The sequence below is a fragment of the Weissella hellenica genome, from assembly GCF_005405545.1.
Classification (GTDB): Bacteria; Bacillota; Bacilli; order Lactobacillales; family Lactobacillaceae; genus Weissella; species Weissella hellenica.
The window spans coordinates 26,594-44,382 of sequence record NZ_BJEG01000006.1 but is presented as its reverse complement, the minus strand read 5'-3'; the positions used below and the strand labels follow the sequence as shown (position 1 = coordinate 44,382).

The window sequence follows — 17,789 nt, the reverse complement described above, 5'->3', positions numbered from 1 at the left end:
TAAGCCCAGGTATGGAAGATTGCCCCTAAAGTATGGTATTATTCTTAAAGAATTGTTTATTAAAATGAACTTTTTGTATGGTAGTCAAAAGGAGGAATTGAGATGGCCAACCATGGATTAATTGTTGGTCTTGATGTGGGGACTGACACCATTAAAGTGCTAGCAGCAGATGTTAGAGATCAACAAGCTAATATTGTAGCGGTTGGTCGGTCTGTTTCACACGGTGTCAAGAAGGGTGTTGTTGTGGATATTGATGCAACAGCAACTGATATTCGTCAAGCAGTAGCACAAATAAATGAGCAAATTGAACAACCAATAACTGAAGTTGTCGCAAGCTTGCCTGCAAGTAATATTCAAATTCAACACGTTAAGGGAACTGTAACGGTTAAGGATAGTCAACATATTTCATATGAAGATGTTGCCAATACTGTTCAAGAATCAGTAAAAATCCAATTGCCTGCAGATCGTGAAGTAGTTGAATTAATTCCAACTGAATTTGTTGTTGATGATTTTGATGGTATTCAAGATCCCAATGACATGGTTGGAATGCGTCTTACGATGAATGGCATTGCATATAGTGCACCACGTAATGTTATGGGGAACTTGCGCCTTGCAATTAGTAAGGCTGGTCTAAAACTACGTGATTTTGTTTTAGCACCATTAGCATATAGTAAGACATTATTAGATGATGGTCAGCAAGAATTTGGGACCATCATACTAGATATGGGAGCTGGTCAAACGTCAGCAACAGTCGTTCATGAACATCAATTGAAATTCTTATCTTCTTTCCCAGCTGGAAGTGATAATATTTCGCGCGATATTAGTGCTGTACTTGAGCTTGGCTTACGTGATGCAGATATGTTAAAACTCGATTCTGGTTTTGCAATTTCGGAGTTATCACAAGAAGACAATCAATTAGTAATTAAGAAAATTAGTGCTGAAGAACCTGAACAAATTTCAGAACAGTTACTTGCTCAAATTATTGAAGCAAGAATTATGCAAATATTAGGTAAGCTTGGTGAAAAGCTCGACATGGTCGGTGCATTTCAAATGCCTGGTGGTGTTATTGTAACTGGTGGTGGCGCTGCTTTACGGGGAATTCCTGAAGCAATTCATGCAAGCTATAAGGTGCAAACAAAATTGTTTACACCTAATGATATTGGGTTACGTCATCCAGGGTACGCTGGTGCATGGGCATTAGTCCATTATGCAGCCCAACAAACACCTATTCAATTGATTGTTAAACAGGCTTTATATGGGTTACCATTAGTTGTTTTAGGACAACAAAACAAAATGCCACAGTTAGCAAATGAAAATACAGTTGAAAAGCCAAAGCAAAAACTAAGACAAAAGCAACAACAACCAAAAGTCGCCCAACAAACCAACCTTCAAATTGAAGATGAGGTAGATGAAACGACTGCGTTTACTGATGAAGAACAACCTAAGAAGGAAAATCGAATTAAGACTTTCTTTAAGGATTTCTTTGACTAATTCATAAATTAATAAAAAAGGAGTTCAACATGGATTTTCAAATGGACATGAACCAAGAATATGGTGCAACAATTAAAGTTATCGGAGTTGGTGGCGGTGGTGGTAATGCCGTTAATCAAATGGTAACTGATGGCGTAGAAGGCGTCGAATTCATCGTTGCCAACACTGATGCACAAGCTCTTGAGCGTTCTTCAGCAGAAAATAAGATTCAAATCGGTTCAAAAGCTACTCGTGGCTTGGGTGCTGGTGCTCGTCCTGAAGTTGGAGAAGCTGCAGCCAAGGAAAGCGAACAAGAATTAACAGAAGCATTGCAAGGGGCTGATATGGTCTTTGTTACTGCTGGTATGGGTGGTGGAACAGGTACTGGAGCAGCACCTGTTATTGCAAAAATTGCAAAAGATTCTGGTGCCTTGACAATTGGTGTTGTCACTCGTCCATTTTCTTTTGAAGGACCTCGCCGTGGTAAGTCAGCCAATGAAGGTCTAGCAAAGCTAAAGGAAAACGTCGATACATTAATCGTTATTGCAAATAACAATTTGTTGCAAATTGTTGATAAGAAGGCGCCAATTATGGAAGCCTTTAAGATGGTTGATGATGTCTTACTACAAGGTGTTTCAGGTATCTCTGATTTGATTACAAAGCCTGGAATCATTAACTTGGACTTTGCTGATGTTAAGACGGCAATGGCTGGCCAAGGAACTGCTTTGATGGGAATTGGTTCAGCATCTGGTGAAAACCGTGCTGCTGAAGCAACTCGTAAGGCAATTGCATCGCCATTGTTAGAAGCAAAAATTGAAGGTGCAACAAATGTCTTGCTATCTGTTAAGGGTGGTGCAGACATGTCATTATTTGAGGCACAAGAAGCCTCAGAAACAATTGCACAAGCTTCAGGTACTGATGTTGATATTATTTTTGGTACAACTATTGATATGGAAATGGAAGGCGACCTTGTTGTGACAGTTATTGCAACTGGTATTGATCGACCTGAAACACCACGTCCAGAAATTAATTTAGGATCAACACAACAAGCTAGTCCATTTCAATCAGTAGCACCTGAGCAACCACAGGCGCAACAACCAGTGGTTAACAACGATCCATTTGCTGATTGGGGAACACCAACAGATAAGGTGCAACCACAACAAAGTGCGCCTGCTCAATCAACTGCCCCTACGCAACAACCACAGGCACAACAACCAGCTCCAGCCCAATCAAGTTCAGCTGATGAAGAAATTGAACGTCCAGCTTACTTTAATTGGATGAAGCGTGGTGATAAGTAAGGAGTTCGGTTATGGCATTTAAATTTAAAGATTATATTTTTGGTGGTGAAGATAACTACTACTATGAGGACGAGGAGTCTGAAGAGGGTCAAGATGAGCAAAAATCTAATTTTACTGAATCTAATAATAACAATGCCACTCGTCCAACAAATGAACGTCGTGCAAATGTTATTAAAATGGACGGTTCAAGAGGTGAGCCAGCTAAAATTGCATTATATGAGCCACGTACATATGCTGATGCGCAAACGATTGCTACCCAATTACTTGGTGGTGAAGCAGTGATTGTCAATTTAGGATCAATTGATGAAAATACTGGTAAACGCATTTTAGATTATTTGGGTGGTACAGCATTTGCAGTCGATGGAACGATTGAACGTGTTGGTGAGCGTATTTTCTTAGCAACACCACATAATTTTGAGATTTCAGGCACTATTTCTCAAAATCTTGGACAACAATTTAATTAATAGGTGGTAATATGGCAACAATCCTTGGATTATTGAATTTGCTACTTCGAGCATTAGAATTTGTGCTTGTGATTTGGGTGTTGATGTCTTGGTTACCTGGGGCACAACAATCGTCATTTGGTCAACTACTAGGAAAAATTGCCGGATTAGTGTTAAACCCGTTGCGTCGTTTTATTCCAACAGTCGGTATGTTTGATTTCACACCTTTAGTGGGATTGCTTTTATTACAAGCTGCTGAAATGGGATTGCGAGCTATTGCTCAAACAATGATATAGAGAAATTTATGGTTGATAATATAGCACAACATTTCCGCTCTAATGAAACCACGTTTCTTAATGTAGCGGAGGGTTTGGTTCGTCAGGTATTGGATGAGTATCGTCCAGTTCTGACGAATTTTTTAAACCCAAGAGAAATTTATATTGTAACGACGCTCGTTAATCAGCAAGATGATATTAAAATATTTGAATCTGGTGGGTATTCGAGTGCAGAAAATAAGCGTTTATTAATTGCGCCAAGCTATTATGAACCAGATGCAATTGATTTTGAGGTAATGTTAATTCAAGTTAAATACCCAGAAAAATTCACAATGCTACATCATAGTACAATTTTAGGTACATTGATGCATAATGGTATTGCACGGCATAGTATAGGTGATATCATTAAAGGTGAGTCTGAGACATGGTATTTTAGTACCACGCAAGAAATGGGCACATTTATTTTGAGTCATTTGGATCGCATTGGAAAAACAAAAGTACGTTTTCAAAAAGTTACTGAGAATGATATGACGGTTATTAATGATGATTGGGTGATAGTTAATACAACTGTTAGCTCGTTACGACTAGATAGTATTGTCGCAAATGGGTATAATATTTCTAGAAGCCATACTAAAGAAATGATTGAACATGATTTGGTTAAGGTAAATTGGGCAACAATTAATAAACCAGATTATGTTTTAGCGGTTAATGATTTAATTTCCGTAAGACATTATGGGCGATTAAAGCTTAATGAACTCAATGGTTTAACGAAAAAAGATAAATGGCGTTTAACACTGGCAGTAATTAAAAAATAGATTGGAGACATCTCATGACATTAACCCCACAGGAAATTCATGCAAAAGAATTTACAACAAGTCGTAACAAGTGGTATGACAAGACAGAAGTTACTGACTTTTTGGATCGAATTGTGGATGACTTTGATTCTTTGCAACAAGAGAATCAGACTTTAAAAACACAATTGGCTGAAGCTGATGCAAATGCAAAGCAAGTTGAAGAAATGAAACAATCAGTTAATTCATCAATTTTGATTGCACAAGAAGCAGCAGATCGTTTGAAAAAGCAAACTGAAGCTGAGGCTGAGGCTGCTTTACAACAAGCGCAAGCTGAAGCACAAAAAATTGTAATGGAAGCTAATGCAAAGGCTAATGCACTATTAACTGATTCACAAACTAAAAATGAATCATTGGTTGCAGAAAAAGAAGGCTTGGATCAAGAAATGGGTGCCTTTAAAGCTAAGATTGAGGGCTTGCTACGCGCACAATTAGATATGGTACAAACTGATGAATGGAATGCTTTCCAAACACCTGCAGCCTACCAAGAACCTTCAGCAGCAGCAATTCCCCAACAAACTGAAGAAGAGACTGCTCAAGTAAATCAAGATACTGAAACAGTTGTTATTTTCCCAGAAGATAGTGAAGATTCAGAAAATTTCTTGAATAAAGATAAGTAATTAGCTATTATAGATAGCATAGAGTTTCTGACCAAACGATATAATTTATTCTGACTAGCGACTTAGGGGATGGTGAAAGCCTAAGATGGTAACGAATTATATTTATCAGCAGAAAATTAGTACACATATTTTGAAGAGGCAGTTTAGCTATTTTAAACTGTGAATTCGGGTGGTACCACGTACAAAAACGTCCCGCATTGGTTATTTGACTAATGTGGAACGTTTTTATTTCAGTCATAATTTATAATAAACATATTTCAAAGAAGGGACAGGAAATAATTATGAAGATCAAGAAAACATTAAACCTTGGTAAGACTAAGTTTCCCATGCGTGGTAATTTACCACAAACAGAATTGCAACGCGAAAATATTTGGTTTGAAAATAAAGTATATGAACGTCGTCAAAAGATGAATGAAGGTAAGCCATCATTCATGCTTCATGATGGTCCACCATATGCGAACGGAAACATTCATATTGGTCACGCAATGAATAAAATTTCTAAGGATATTATTGTTCGTTATAAGTCAATGAATGGCTTTTATGCACCATATGTACCTGGTTGGGATACCCATGGATTACCAATCGAGCAACAACTGACTAAAGCTGGTAAGGATCGTAAAAAAGTTGGTCCAGTTATTTGGCGTAAAATGGCGGATGAGTTTGCTCATAAACAAGTCAAAAAGCAAATGGCAGATTTCAAACGATTGGGTGTTTCGGCAGATTGGGATCATCCTTATTTGACACTACAACCAGAATTTGAAGCGGCACAACTACGTGTATTTGGTAGCATGGCCAAGCGTCAATTGATTTATCGTGGCAAGAAGCCAGTCTTTTGGTCATGGTCATCTGAATCTGCTTTGGCAATGGCTGAAATTGAGTATCACGATGTTACTTCAGAATCTGCTTTCATTTCAGAAAAAGTAAAAGACGGTAAAGGTTTACTTGATGAAAATACGTACATGATTGCTTGGACAACAACACCATGGACGGTACCAGCTTCACAAGCACTTGCTGTGCATCCTGACTTTAAGTATGTACAAGTACAATTAGCTGATTCAGAAAAGAAATACTTAATTGCTGAATCTTTGTTGCCTGCACTAGCTGAAAAATTTGGTTGGAAAGAACCAAATTTTTTGGCTACATTTGAAGGTAAAGACCTTGAATACATGGTCACTAAGCATCCATATATGGATCGTGACATTTTAGTTGTTTTGGCTGATTATGTGACCGATGATACTGGAACTGGTTTGGTGCATACGGCACCAGGATTTGGTGAAGATGACTTCATGACAGGTCAACGTTATGACATTAAACCAGTTATGAATGTTGATGATCGTGGTTATTTGACAGCTGAGGCTGGATCAGACTTTGAGGGCGTTTTCTATGAAGATGCTAATGAAATTTCTTTGCAAAAATTACGTGATGTCGATGCACTAGTTAAATCAGAACCAATTACACACAGCTATCCATTTGATTGGCGTACAAAAAAGCCAGTTATTTTCCGTGCTGTACCACAATGGTTTGCTTCAATTGATAATTTCCGTCAAGATATTTTGGATGCCTTAGATGATGTAACATTTAAGCCAGCATGGGGTAAGAAGCGTCTTTACAATATGATTCGTGATCGTGGTGACTGGGTTATTTCTCGTCAACGTGTATGGGGTGTACCACTACCAATCTTTTATGCTGAAGATGGAACAGCTATTGTTGATCCAGAAATTATCGATCATGTCGCTGATTTAGTTGCAGAACATGGTTCAACTGTTTGGTTCGAACGTGATGCTAAAGAATTGTTGCCTGATGGTTATACAAATGAGCATTCACCACATGGTGAGTTCACTAAAGAAACGGACATCATGGATGTTTGGTTTGATTCAGGAACTTCTCATCAAGGGGTTATGGCAACACGTCCAGACTTAGAATTCCCTGAAACATTAGTTTTGGAAGGTTCTGATCAATACCGTGGTTGGTTTAATTCATCACTTATTACATCAGTTGCAGTTACTGGTAAGGCACCATATAAGCAAGTTGTTTCACAAGGATTTGCTTTGGATGGTAACGGTGAAAAGATGTCAAAGTCAATTGGTAATACGATTGAACCAAACGAAGTGATAAAGCAAATGGGTGCTGAAATTATTCGTTTGTGGGTAACATCAGTTGATACGTCAGCTGATGTCCGTGTATCAATGGATATTTTGGCACAAACTTCTGAAACTTACCGTAAGATTCGTAATACGATGCGTTTCTTGTTAGCAAATACAGCAGATTTCAATCCGCGTGAAGACACTGTGAATCATGATGATATGACAGCTGTTGACCAATATTTCTATACACGCTTTAATAAACTAGTTGGAGAATTTAAGGCGGCCTATGATGCTTATGACTTCCAAGCAATTCATAAGTTATTGATTAACTTCATTAACGTTGATTTATCAGCATTTTATTTAGATTTCGCTAAGGATATTTTGTATGTTGAAGCGCCAAATGGGCATGTCCGTCGTTCATTGCAAACGGTTTTGTACAAAATTTTAGTAGCTTTGGATAAGTTGATTTTGCCAATTTTGCCACATACGGCAGAAGAAATCTTTGAGTATCTACCATACGAAACGGAAGACTTTGCGTATCTAACTGATATGCCTGAAGTGGAAGATTTAGGTGATAATACAGCATTATTTGCTAATTGGGATGCTTTCATGACACTTCGTGATGCCGCTAATAAGGCATTAGAAGTAGCTCGTAATGCTAAATTAATTGGTAAGCCTGCTGAAGCTGCGTTAACATTGTACCTAACAGATGAGCAGTCTAAGATGGTTGCATCATTAAATCAAGATGTTCGCATCTTGTTGCTTGTGTCACAATTACATCTAGAGAATATTGCTGATGCACCGGCTGATTCACAAAGTTATAATGGATACCAAGTTAAGATAGATCATGCAGTGGGTGACGTGTCACCTCGTGATCGTATGTATCATACTGATTTAGGGACAGATAAAGATTTCCCAATGTTATCAGCTCACGAAGCAAAAATTGTGCGTGAGAACTTCCCAGAAGCTTTGACAGAAGGATTAGAATAAAATTTTAACAGTAAAACGATTAGAACTTTTGTTTCTAATCGTTTTTTTGATTATAATAAAAGATAATAACCTAAAATTTGATTGGAGAATCACTGCATGACGAAATTATATTTTATCCGCCACGGAAAGACTGTCTGGAATGCTGAAGGACGGTTTCAAGGATCCGGCGGCGATTCACCATTATTACCAGAATCGACTGATCAAATTATCAAGTTGGGGCAACATTTACAGCATATTAATTTTAAACATGCCTTTACAAGTCCGATTAAGCGTGCAGTAGATACAGCTGAACAGACTTTGGCTTATTTAGATCACAAACCAGCGCTAACTGTGCAAGAAGGTCTAAAAGAGTTTTCTTTTGGTATTTGGGAAGGTAAAACTTTTCATGAGGTTAAACAAAATTGGGCAGAGATGTACGAAGCATCACGCCATCATCCAGAAAAATTTGATGCGACTTTAGTATCAGGGGCTGAAACATTTCCACAAGTACAAGCACGCTTTAAAATGGCGGTTCAAGAAGCAGTTACAATGTATGGCGGACCAGATGTTAACTTAATATTCTTTAGTCATGGGGCAGCCTTGACGACAGGAATGGGTGGGCTATTAAATATACCACTTGCTCATTTGCGTGATCGTGGTGGCTTGGGAAATACAAGTACTTCGATTTTGGAAACAACGGATGGGCAAAATTTTACGGAATTATTGCGTAATGATACAAGTTATTTAGATGAGTTAGCTAGTGAATTGAATACAATTTAAATAAATGGAGAAAGCAAATGTCTAAGGTAAATGATAAGGTACAAAAAAATATACAAGATTTAGTTAAAGATATTTCTAAAAATCCAAATCATTGGCAGGCATATGTTGATTTGATAAGTTTATTAACAGTTACTGATGAACTGGTTACGGCTGAAGAATTAGCACTAAAAAGTTTGTCATTGTTTAAAGATAATGATCAAGCACAACAAGCGTTATTATATGCAACTGGAAATGTTTATTATACAGCGGCTGATTACGCACGAGCTGCGACTTTTTTTGATAAAATTACGTCTAAAAAATTACAATATGATGCAATTGTGATGCAAGCACAAAGCTTTTATGCACAAAATAAATTTAAACAAGCACTGGTGTTTGCTTTGACCGCTGTTCAGCAAAATGCGCATGATTTAAAAATTCAAGTTTTACTAGGAAATATTTGGTTGAGTTTAGGCGACTTGTCAAATGCAAAAAAAGTTTTTGAAACAGTACTGCACTTAGATGAAAAAAATTATGCTGCCAACTTTGGCTTAGGCCTGATTACACAAGTAACGATGCCTAAAGACAATTCATGGTTAATGAAGGCTAAGCAAATTGATTCAAAACAATATCAACAAGATGCTAGCCGGCTCGATGAATTAATCACAATTATGTTAGGGAGTCAGAAGAATGGGACCAAGTCAGAATGATAGGTTAGAAGATGAAATGGTTTTAATTCCTCAAGTCACAGGTCAACTACAAACAGTTTTATTTTCAGCATCAGATTCGTTTTATAAAGTATTACGACTTGAAATTTCTGATAAAAATTTTGATTTTAATGATGATGAGATAACCATTACTGGTAGTTTTGGGGATATTCAAATTGGGTCTAGCTATGAATTTACTGGTCAATTAAAAGAGCATCCTCGTTACGGTATACAATTTATTGCTAATAATTATCATCGACAAGCAACAAGTACGGCATCAGGTTTAGTGAAATATCTATCTAGTGAAAACTTTCCTGGCGTTGGAAAAGCAACGGCAACGAAAATTGTTGACGAATTGGGTGTTAATGCGATTGAATTAATTTTAGATAATGCTGAGGTATTAAAGAATCTACATATCTCAAAGGAATTGCAACAAGTCATTGTTGATAAATTGGCTAAAGCTGATGGGATGGAACGTGCGATTATCGCTTTAAATGATTTCGGTTTTGGATCGACTTTATCGATGGCTATATATCAAAAATACCAAAAGAGTACATTACAAATATTAAAAGATAATCCATATCAGTTGGTTAGAGATATCGATGGCGTATCATTCAAACGAATTGATCAGTTTGCTTTACAAGAAGGTATTGATCCTTTAGATGAGCGTCGGATTAAAGCGGGTGTTATTGAGACAATTAACAATAAAACTTTTAATTCGGGCGATACTTATATGGTGCTACCTGAATTATTGAGCAGTGCTAAAGCGTTGTTAGGTAAAGGGCAACAAGCAATTGTGAATGATGAGTTGCTAAAAAAAGCGTTGTTAACTTTAACCACTGAGGGGATTGTAGTTGTTGATGGTAATTATTTTTACATCCAAGAAATATATGAAGCAGAAAATCAAATAGCTGAACGTTTAGTTAATTTAACACAACAAAGTAAGTCTACCTATTCACGTAAACAAGTCGTAGATGTATTGAATGAGGTCGAGTCTGCTAACGATTTTGACTATGATGTGACACAAAAAGAAGCAATTATTGCAGCATTAACTAATCAATTATTTATTTTGACAGGTGGTCCTGGAACAGGTAAAACCACAATTATTAGTGGTGTTGTCGCAACTTTAAAAAAATTATTACGAGCTGATGGCCTAAAAAGTGATCAAATTGATGATAGTATTCATTTAGCAGCTCCCACAGGTCGAGCTGCTAAAAGATTACAAGAATCAACTGGAATGGTAGCAACCACAATACATCATTTATTAGGTATCACAGGGCGTGAGGCCAATATTAATGATATTGATATTGAAGAAATATCAGGTAATTTATTAGTTATTGATGAAATGTCGATGGTTGATACGCAACTATTTGCAATATTATTATTAGCTGTTCAAGCAGACATGCAAATTATTTTAGTCGGTGACAAAGACCAGTTGCCATCTGTGGGGCCAGGACGTGTTTTTTATGACCTATTGGCGAGTGGTTTATTAAATTATCGTGAATTAGAAACTATCCATCGCCAAGGAAAGGGTTCTACAATTATTTCGTTGGCAAATGGCGTTAAAAATGGCCGATTACCAGCTGATTTTACCGAACAACAAATTGATCGGTCATTTTTTCCTGCTAATGTTAATACAGTGCCAAAATTAGTTGAAAAAATTGCTGAAAGCTGGAAAAACAAAGGTAATTCAGTTGCTGATATGCAAATATTGGCACCAATGTACCGGACACAAGCGGGCGTAAATCATTTGAATGAAATTGTTCAAAATATTTTTAACCCAGCAACAAGTAAGAAAAAATCTATCAATATAAAAAAAGATAAGCAATCATTTAATTATCGTGTTGGTGATAAAGTGATGCAAACAGCTAATGATCCAGAAAACAATGTTTTTAATGGTGATATTGGTTATATCACGAGTGTTTTATTAGCTAAGGATAAAACAAACCCTGATAAAAAAGATAAATTGGTAGTTGATTTTGATACAGGTGAAGTCATTTATACGCGCGAAAACTGGCAAAATATTACGCTAGCTTACGCCACAACAATTCATAAATCACAAGGGACTGAATATAAATTAGTCATTATGCCACTTGTAGATGCTTTTTTTAGAATGTTACAACGTAATTTATTGTATACAGGCCTTACGCGGGCAAGTGAATCACTTGTGTTAATTGGCCAACTAAGTGCTTATCAAAAAGCTGTTGTAACTTTAGGTGTGAATCGACATACAAATTTACAGGCGCGTATTATAGAATATGCGACTGGGAAAAAAGATGAGACACAACCAGCTAAAATCGCACAACAAGAGATATTAAAGGTGAGTGAACCTGTTGTGACTGATGGTCAACATGATGATATTAGTTTGCAAGATAAAGACGTGCCAAATAATTCGGCGGCCAAGGATATTGTGTTGACAATGGCATTAATTGAACAAAATGGTATTGATCCAAATATTGGGTTAGAAGGATTAACACCATATGATTTTATGCCGAATAATAATGAAAAACTGGCAAACACTTAATTTATATGGTATAATAAGACGATAAATTTTCGATAGAAAAGGGGTTTCTGAAATGTCAGGACATAGTAAATGGCATAACATCCAAGGACGTAAGAACGCCCAAGATGCGAAGCGTGGTAAGATTTTCCAAAAGTTAGCTCGTGATTTGTACACGGCAGCTAAATCAGGTGGTGTTGACCCAGATTCAAACTCAGGTTTGCGTTTGGTTATCGACAAAGCAAAAGCAGCCAACATGCCAAAAGATAATATCCAACGTGCTTTGGATAAGGCTTCTGGTGCAGATGGTGCTAACTATCAAGAACTAACTTATGAAGGTTATGGACCAGCTGGTATTGCTGTTTTAGTTGAAGCTTTAACAGATAACACTAATCGTACAGCTGCATCTGTTCGTGCTTCATTCAAGCACTTTGGTGGTGAATTAGGAACATCAGGATCAGTTGCATTCCAATTCGATCGTAAGGGTTACCTTGAAATTGAGCGTGATGAAGATACTGAAATTGATGAGGATCAATTGTTTGAAGATATGTTGGATGCTGGTGCAGATGACATGAAAACATTTGATGATCAATTTGAAATTTATACTGAACCAAAGGCCTTTCCAGAAGTACGTGATGCACTAATAGAAAAAGGTTATGTATTCAGTAACGATGAAGTTACAATGGTTGCACAAAATCCAATGGCAGTTCCTGAGGATAAGCAAGAATCATTAGCTGGATTAGTTTCTGAGCTTGAAGAAAACGAAGATGTTCAAGTCGTTTATACAACAGCTGAATAACTCAAAAAAGAACTTGTTATTAAAACAAGTTCTTTTTTTGAAAATGAATTGACTATTTTCTGATTTAGAGATATGGTTAAATTTATTTGAATAAAGTCGTTAACGTGTTTTGCCACAGACTTAAACATAAGAGAATTAATAGATTATCATGTATACACTATATGTATCTAGATGAAAACTCTCTATTGGATAGGCCATGTTTTCAAATGACGTTGACATGTTTTATTAGGGAGAAGAACTTATTATGTTGGAACGTTTCTTTAAGCTATCAGAAAACAATACAAATGTACGTACTGAAATTATTGCCGGTATGACGACTTTTGTTGCGATGGCTTATATTATCTTTTTAAATCCGTCAGTCCTTGCATTGACGGGAATGCCTAGTCAAGGTGTGTTCTTAGCAACTATTTTAACTGCTGTAACGGGTACTTTAATTACAGGATTATTTGCTAATTTACCTTATGCATTAGCACCTTCAATTGGTATGCAGGCCATGTTTACTTATACAATTGTGTTTGGGCTAGGTTACACTTGGCAACAAGCACTGGGGATGGTATTTTTGGTTGGTTTAGTTGATGTTATTATTACGCTAACAAAAGTCCGTTCTTTGATTGTTAAATCAATTCCGGTACAGCTAAAGCATGCCATTGCGGCTGGAATTGGCCTTTACATTGCATACATTGGCTTAAAGAATGCTGGTTTTATTGACTTTTTAGTTGATGGGCAAAATATCATTTCTTTAAATAATAAACCGTTTGACGGTGGTGGTGCGAAAGTTGTTGAAACCCTAACCTCTAATGGGGGAACAACACCACAATTAACTTCTTTTACTGATCCAGCTGTTTTATTAGCATTAATTGGTTTGGTATTATTAGTTTTGTTAGTGATTGCAAACGTGCCAGGTGCCTTCTTGATTTCAGTATTTGTAACGACTTTGATTGGTATACCAATGGGTGTTACGAATACACATATTAGTGGTTTATCAGCATTTTCAACAACCTTCCATGACTTTGGATCTATTTTTGGACAAGCGTTAGGCACACATGGCTTGTGGTCAATGTTTACCTCACCAAAGGACATTTTAATTGTGATTTTAACAGTCTTTTCAATGGGGCTTTCTGGTTTGTTTGATGCAATTGGTACGTTTATTGGAACTGGTATTTCAACTGGTATTTTTTCACCAGCAGATCAAAAAGAATTCTATGAAAATAAAGGGTTTAAATCAAAAATGGATCGTGGGTTAGTTGCGGATACATTTGCAACAATGTTTGCGGGAATTTTTGGAACGTCAAACACAACAACCTTTATTGAAGCATCGATTGGTATTAAAGCTGGGGGTCGTACGGGTCTAACAGCGGTTGTAGTTGCGATCGGTTTCTTGTTCTCAATTATTGCTGCACCATTAGTTAACGTTATTCCTAGTGCTGCAACAGCACCTATCTTGGTCGTTGTAGGAATTATGATGATGAATGAATTTAAGCTAATTGATTGGGATGACATTGAAATTGCTATTCCAGCATTCTTTACAGCGGCATTTATGGCATTTTCATATTCAATTTCATATGGTATTGCTGCTGGATTTATCTTCTTTGTTCTGATTAAGAGTGTTAAACGTAAGTTCAGTGAAATCAGCATTATTTTATGGCTGGTTTCAATATTGTTTGTTTTGAATTTCGTTGTTATGGCGCTAAATTAAATATTATTTTAAAAATCTCAAAGGTGCATCATCACTTTTGAGATTTTTTTTGGACATTTTTAGCATACTGACGTCCCTGTATATGTTAGGAGGTTAAAAAATTGTGCAAATTAAAAAAACGTTTTACGACTTATTAAAAAAAGCAGCAAGTGACCATGTTAGTGACATTTATATTTTACCAAACCAAGAAGGATTTCAAGTATTAACTTATGCTACAAACGGGTTAAACAAGATTGGTCAGTTAGATGGTGACTGTGGGGAAGCAATTATTCGGCATATTAAATTTTCAGCTTGTATGGATATTAGTGAAATTCGCCGACCACAATTAGGACGTTGGCACTATTTGTTAAATGAACAATCCTTGTATTTACGAATTTCTAGTGTAGCAGATTTTTTAAATCGTGAGTCAGTAGTCATTCGTTTAATTTACGATATGGAAGATAATGGGTTACAATGGCGACCTGCAAATAAGATGACCGAATTGGGGCATTTATTAGAATGCCAACAAGGGTTGATATTATTGGCGGGACAAATGGGCTCTGGTAAAACCACGACAATGTATCATGCTGCTTCAAAGTATTTACACAATAAAATGGTCTTAACGATTGAAGACCCAGTTGAATTGGTTGCACCACATTTTTTACAACTTCAAGTAAATGATGCTGCAAATATGAGTTATGAGCAGCTACTAAAACTAGCTTTACGTCACCATCCAGATGTCATGATTATCGGTGAAATTCGCGATGCTGCTACGGCACAAATTGTTGCACAAGCGGCATTAAGTGGTCATCTTATTTTAAGTACAGTGCATGCTATGTCCATTACTGGTATTTGGTATCGATTGCGATCTTTTGGGATTTCAGCAGATATTTTACGGCAAATTTTAGTGGGCTTAGGATATCAAAAAATGAATTACCAATCAACAGCGTCCTACGTTCAATTGGAAATTACCAGTGGTAATAAAATGGATAAATTACTAGTGGAGTTAAAAAATGAAGAAAAAAGTCATGTGGCAGCGCAAAAGGCAAGCGGAATTTTTTGAAAATTTAAGTTATTTGTTATCAGTGGGGTATGATTTAGAAAATGCGCTAAAAATGGTACAAGTGTTGTTAAAAATACCCAAGCAACAAATGCATTTAATTTTAGTAGCATTACAGGCAGGTGAAACATTTTCACAAGTGATGACACCATATGTCAGACAAGAGTTAATTCAACAACTAGACTTTGCAGCCGTACATGGTCGTTTAATAAAATTGTTACAAGCTTTGGGTCATCATGAACGTGAACGCCTATTGCAATACCGTAAATTACGACAAGTGCTTTTGTATCCGGCTGTGTTATTAGTTTTATTGGGACTGATGTTAATGGCGTTTGTCATATTTTTATTACCAGAATTACAGCAATTGGGTGTTAATTTACAATTATTAGATATAAAAATGACTTATTATTGGGCTATCAGTTGGATTTTAAGTATTGTAGGGATCTTTTTTTATTATAAAAAACAGTCATGGTATAAACGATTAAAACTATTAATGAAAGTACCTTTGGTTGGTAAAGTGGTTAAACTGGGTGTTGAATATTACATTTGCTTGCAGCTTGGATTATTGTTAACGAGTGGGGTAGAACTAGCAACAATTGTCAAGCGAGCGCAACAAGCCCGACAATATGAATTAACTGCTTATATTGGTGATCGAGCTTGGCAAGCGTTAAGTGATGGGCGCACAATTGATCAATTTATATTGGAGTTAGAATTATTGCCAAAAGAATGTGCTTTACTGTTCACACGTGGGCAACCACAATATCAAGTTGGTGAAGAATTTCAAATATTAGCACAACGTAAGTTTCAATTACTTGATGAACTTATTCAAAAATATATGACATTCATTCAGCCAATTTGTTTTGCAGTAATTGGTGTGGTTGTGATTGGCATGTACTATTTAACACTTGTACCGATGTATCAAAGTATGGGAGGAATTATCCAATGATTAAAAAGCAACGGCATGTTCGTACACGGAAAGGTTTTACATTAATCGAAGTTGTGACAACTTTATTTATTGTTGGATTATTAGTAGTACTCATTTACCCAAACGTATTTAGTATTCGAAAAATGGCTGAAGAAAAGCAGCAAACAGTATTGTTGAATACTTTGCAAAATCAGGTAAATATGTATCGAATTACGCATAATGATACAGACCGACAAGATATAACGTTATCAACATTAATGAATTCTGGGTATTTAACATCCGCTCAAGTACAGCAGATGGGACGAGCACATTTTGAAATTAAGGGAGATCGCGTTGTGATTCAAGGTAAGTAGGATGATTCGCAAAGGGGTTACATTAGTAGAAACCATTGTTGTGTTAATGATTGGCCTATTAATTTCAATACCCATCGTAATGGTGCCCAATCATCAAGACCGCAACTGGGAGTGTGTAAAAACTGAATTTCAGCAAACGTATTTGTTAATGCAGCAACAAGCTAATCTTGGGTACTTTTCTGAATTTGATATATTCAGTCGACAACAAACCATTTTTATTGGAGAAGAAGAAATTGCGTTACCTGCTGATTGGCAAGCATGTAACTATACTAAAATTCGTTGGAAAAAAACATATGTGACGGCCGGCACGATTAGATTTTTGAATGTAAAAACAAAAGAATGTGTTAGTTTAATTTTTCAATTAGGAGGTGGTACGTATCGTTTTACAACGTAAAGGCTTTTTACTAGTAGAAGCAATGGTTGGAATGACGATTATTGTGGGAATGGTGACAATCTTGTTAACGGTTGTTGAAATGGTTCAACAACAAGGTCGGCAAAATGAAGTGAGTATTGCCAAAATTAAACAAAAATATTATCAGGAACAACAGGCATGGTTAAAAGGCGAGGTTTTATACTAGTTGAGTGTATGATTTCATTACTTATTTTCAGCAGTATTTTACTTGTTTTGGTGATTTCATCGCAAGGATTGCAACAAGTAAAACGACACCAAAAAAATGATGTCCAACAGATGTTAGTGAATCAATTTGTAAAACGATTAGAAATTGATGCAGTGCATTACCGTGTAATGGCGATTAGTGACGATGCCTTAACAATATTTAATACGAAAACTAATACACATTATGAATTAGGTATAAGAAGGGGGTGTTTATGTTTATACCGCTATAATGGTAAATTCATGTCGTATTTACGGGATGTTAAATACACTGGTTTTAAAAAAATTGCGCCACATTGGTACCAAATAACCTTAAAATTCACTAACGATGCAGTTTTTAAAGAAGAAGTTTATATTAATGAGTACACAACGTAAGGGATTCATGCTCAGC

The 17,789-nt window shown here is 36.4% G+C and carries 18 protein-coding genes; all 18 read left to right on the top strand.

The genetic code is table 11. The features are described from left to right. The first annotated feature begins 102 nt into the window (after positions 1-102). The 18 genes from ftsA to FFM61_RS04420 all read left to right on the top strand — a co-directional run bounded on the left by ftsA (position 103) and on the right by FFM61_RS04420 (position 17,773). The gene (gene ftsA / locus FFM61_RS04505) at positions 103-1,491 is read left to right on the top strand and encodes a cell division protein FtsA (protein WP_074427464.1); all 1,389 of its coding nucleotides are present in this window, start codon (positions 103-105) and stop codon (positions 1,489-1,491) included. A gap of 29 nt (positions 1,492-1,520) precedes the next feature. Next, entirely contained in the window at positions 1,521-2,768 is a 1,248-nt protein-coding gene (ftsZ, locus tag FFM61_RS04500; protein WP_074427465.1) for a cell division protein FtsZ, read from the top strand. Positions 2,769-2,779: 11 nt separating this feature from the next. Continuing rightward, positions 2,780-3,232, top strand: coding sequence for a cell division protein SepF (locus FFM61_RS04495; protein ID WP_074427466.1), 453 nt, complete (start codon positions 2,780-2,782; stop codon positions 3,230-3,232). 11 nt (positions 3,233-3,243) lie between these two features. Then, positions 3,244-3,507: a YggT family protein gene (locus FFM61_RS04490; RefSeq protein ID WP_074427467.1), complete on the top strand. Its 264-nt coding sequence runs from the start codon at positions 3,244-3,246 to the stop codon at positions 3,505-3,507. 8 nt (positions 3,508-3,515) lie between these two features. After that, positions 3,516-4,301 carry a YlmH family RNA-binding protein gene (locus tag FFM61_RS04485; protein ID WP_074427468.1) on the top strand — a complete coding sequence of 262 codons (786 nt, stop codon included), beginning with the start codon at positions 3,516-3,518 and terminating at the stop codon, positions 4,299-4,301. Positions 4,302-4,315: 14 nt separating this feature from the next. Next, positions 4,316-4,957, top strand: coding sequence for a DivIVA domain-containing protein (locus tag FFM61_RS04480; RefSeq protein ID WP_074427469.1), 642 nt, complete (start codon positions 4,316-4,318; stop codon positions 4,955-4,957). Between the two features lie 281 nt (positions 4,958-5,238). Then, complete coding sequence (ileS, locus tag FFM61_RS04475) at positions 5,239-8,031, top strand: isoleucine--tRNA ligase (protein WP_074427470.1); 2,793 nt, start codon at positions 5,239-5,241, stop codon at positions 8,029-8,031. 96 nt (positions 8,032-8,127) lie between these two features. Continuing rightward, positions 8,128-8,790: a histidine phosphatase family protein gene (locus tag FFM61_RS04470; RefSeq protein WP_074427471.1), complete on the top strand. Its 663-nt coding sequence runs from the start codon at positions 8,128-8,130 to the stop codon at positions 8,788-8,790. 17 nt (positions 8,791-8,807) lie between these two features. Next, positions 8,808-9,476 (top strand): tetratricopeptide repeat protein, encoded by a 669-nt coding sequence (locus tag FFM61_RS04465; RefSeq protein WP_074427472.1) that lies wholly within the window; start codon positions 8,808-8,810, stop codon positions 9,474-9,476. Continuing rightward, on the top strand, positions 9,457-11,997 hold the full coding sequence (recD2, locus tag FFM61_RS04460) for an SF1B family DNA helicase RecD2 (RefSeq protein WP_074427473.1): 2,541 nt from the start codon (positions 9,457-9,459) through the stop codon (positions 11,995-11,997). The genes FFM61_RS04465 and recD2 overlap by 20 nt, the downstream gene beginning before the upstream one ends. Before the next feature lie 52 nt (positions 11,998-12,049). Continuing rightward, a complete protein-coding gene (locus tag FFM61_RS04455; RefSeq protein WP_074427474.1) occupies positions 12,050-12,772 on the top strand; it encodes a YebC/PmpR family DNA-binding transcriptional regulator in 723 nt (240 codons plus the stop codon). Between the two features lie 244 nt (positions 12,773-13,016). Continuing rightward, entirely contained in the window at positions 13,017-14,468 is a 1,452-nt protein-coding gene (locus FFM61_RS04450) for an NCS2 family permease (RefSeq protein WP_074427475.1), read from the top strand. Positions 14,469-14,571: 103 nt separating this feature from the next. Then, positions 14,572-15,510 carry a competence type IV pilus ATPase ComGA gene (gene comGA, locus FFM61_RS04445; RefSeq protein WP_074427476.1) on the top strand — a complete coding sequence of 313 codons (939 nt, stop codon included), beginning with the start codon at positions 14,572-14,574 and terminating at the stop codon, positions 15,508-15,510. Beyond that, positions 15,461-16,453 (top strand): type II secretion system F family protein, encoded by a 993-nt coding sequence (locus tag FFM61_RS04440; RefSeq protein WP_074427477.1) that lies wholly within the window; start codon positions 15,461-15,463, stop codon positions 16,451-16,453. Before comGA ends, FFM61_RS04440 begins: the two co-directional genes overlap by 50 nt. Next, on the top strand, positions 16,450-16,785 hold the full coding sequence (locus tag FFM61_RS04435) for a competence type IV pilus major pilin ComGC (protein WP_074427478.1): 336 nt from the start codon (positions 16,450-16,452) through the stop codon (positions 16,783-16,785). Before FFM61_RS04440 ends, FFM61_RS04435 begins: the two co-directional genes overlap by 4 nt. A 1-nt stretch (position 16,786) precedes the next feature. Continuing rightward, positions 16,787-17,179: a hypothetical protein gene (locus FFM61_RS04430; RefSeq protein ID WP_074427479.1), complete on the top strand. Its 393-nt coding sequence runs from the start codon at positions 16,787-16,789 to the stop codon at positions 17,177-17,179. Continuing rightward, positions 17,154-17,363 carry a hypothetical protein gene (locus tag FFM61_RS04425; protein ID WP_074427480.1) on the top strand — a complete coding sequence of 70 codons (210 nt, stop codon included), beginning with the start codon at positions 17,154-17,156 and terminating at the stop codon, positions 17,361-17,363. Before FFM61_RS04430 ends, FFM61_RS04425 begins: the two co-directional genes overlap by 26 nt. After that, positions 17,336-17,773 (top strand): type II secretion system protein, encoded by a 438-nt coding sequence (locus FFM61_RS04420; RefSeq protein WP_137604604.1) that lies wholly within the window; start codon positions 17,336-17,338, stop codon positions 17,771-17,773. Before FFM61_RS04425 ends, FFM61_RS04420 begins: the two co-directional genes overlap by 28 nt. The last annotated feature ends 16 nt before the right edge of the window (positions 17,774-17,789 follow it).

Bases quoted from the DNA above. Each gene is read 5' to 3' on its own strand.
- ftsA (WP_074427464.1), top strand. From the start codon at position 103: ATGGCCAACCATGGATTAATTGTTGGTCTTGATGTGGGGACTGACACC.
- ftsZ (WP_074427465.1), top strand. From the start codon at position 1,521: ATGGATTTTCAAATGGACATGAACCAAGAATATGGTGCAACAATTAAA.
- FFM61_RS04495 (WP_074427466.1), top strand. From the start codon at position 2,780: ATGGCATTTAAATTTAAAGATTATATTTTTGGTGGTGAAGATAACTAC.
- FFM61_RS04490 (WP_074427467.1), top strand. From the start codon at position 3,244: ATGGCAACAATCCTTGGATTATTGAATTTGCTACTTCGAGCATTAGAA.
- FFM61_RS04485 (WP_074427468.1), top strand. From the start codon at position 3,516: ATGGTTGATAATATAGCACAACATTTCCGCTCTAATGAAACCACGTTT.
- FFM61_RS04480 (WP_074427469.1), top strand. From the start codon at position 4,316: ATGACATTAACCCCACAGGAAATTCATGCAAAAGAATTTACAACAAGT.
- ileS (WP_074427470.1), top strand. From the start codon at position 5,239: ATGAAGATCAAGAAAACATTAAACCTTGGTAAGACTAAGTTTCCCATG.
- FFM61_RS04470 (WP_074427471.1), top strand. From the start codon at position 8,128: ATGACGAAATTATATTTTATCCGCCACGGAAAGACTGTCTGGAATGCT.
- FFM61_RS04465 (WP_074427472.1), top strand. From the start codon at position 8,808: ATGTCTAAGGTAAATGATAAGGTACAAAAAAATATACAAGATTTAGTT.
- recD2 (WP_074427473.1), top strand. From the start codon at position 9,457: ATGGGACCAAGTCAGAATGATAGGTTAGAAGATGAAATGGTTTTAATT.
- FFM61_RS04455 (WP_074427474.1), top strand. From the start codon at position 12,050: ATGTCAGGACATAGTAAATGGCATAACATCCAAGGACGTAAGAACGCC.
- FFM61_RS04450 (WP_074427475.1), top strand. From the start codon at position 13,017: ATGTTGGAACGTTTCTTTAAGCTATCAGAAAACAATACAAATGTACGT.
- FFM61_RS04440 (WP_074427477.1), top strand. From the start codon at position 15,461: ATGAAGAAAAAAGTCATGTGGCAGCGCAAAAGGCAAGCGGAATTTTTT.
- FFM61_RS04435 (WP_074427478.1), top strand. From the start codon at position 16,450: ATGATTAAAAAGCAACGGCATGTTCGTACACGGAAAGGTTTTACATTA.
- FFM61_RS04430 (WP_074427479.1), top strand. From the start codon at position 16,787: ATGATTCGCAAAGGGGTTACATTAGTAGAAACCATTGTTGTGTTAATG.
- FFM61_RS04420 (WP_137604604.1), top strand. From the start codon at position 17,336: ATGGTTAAAAGGCGAGGTTTTATACTAGTTGAGTGTATGATTTCATTA.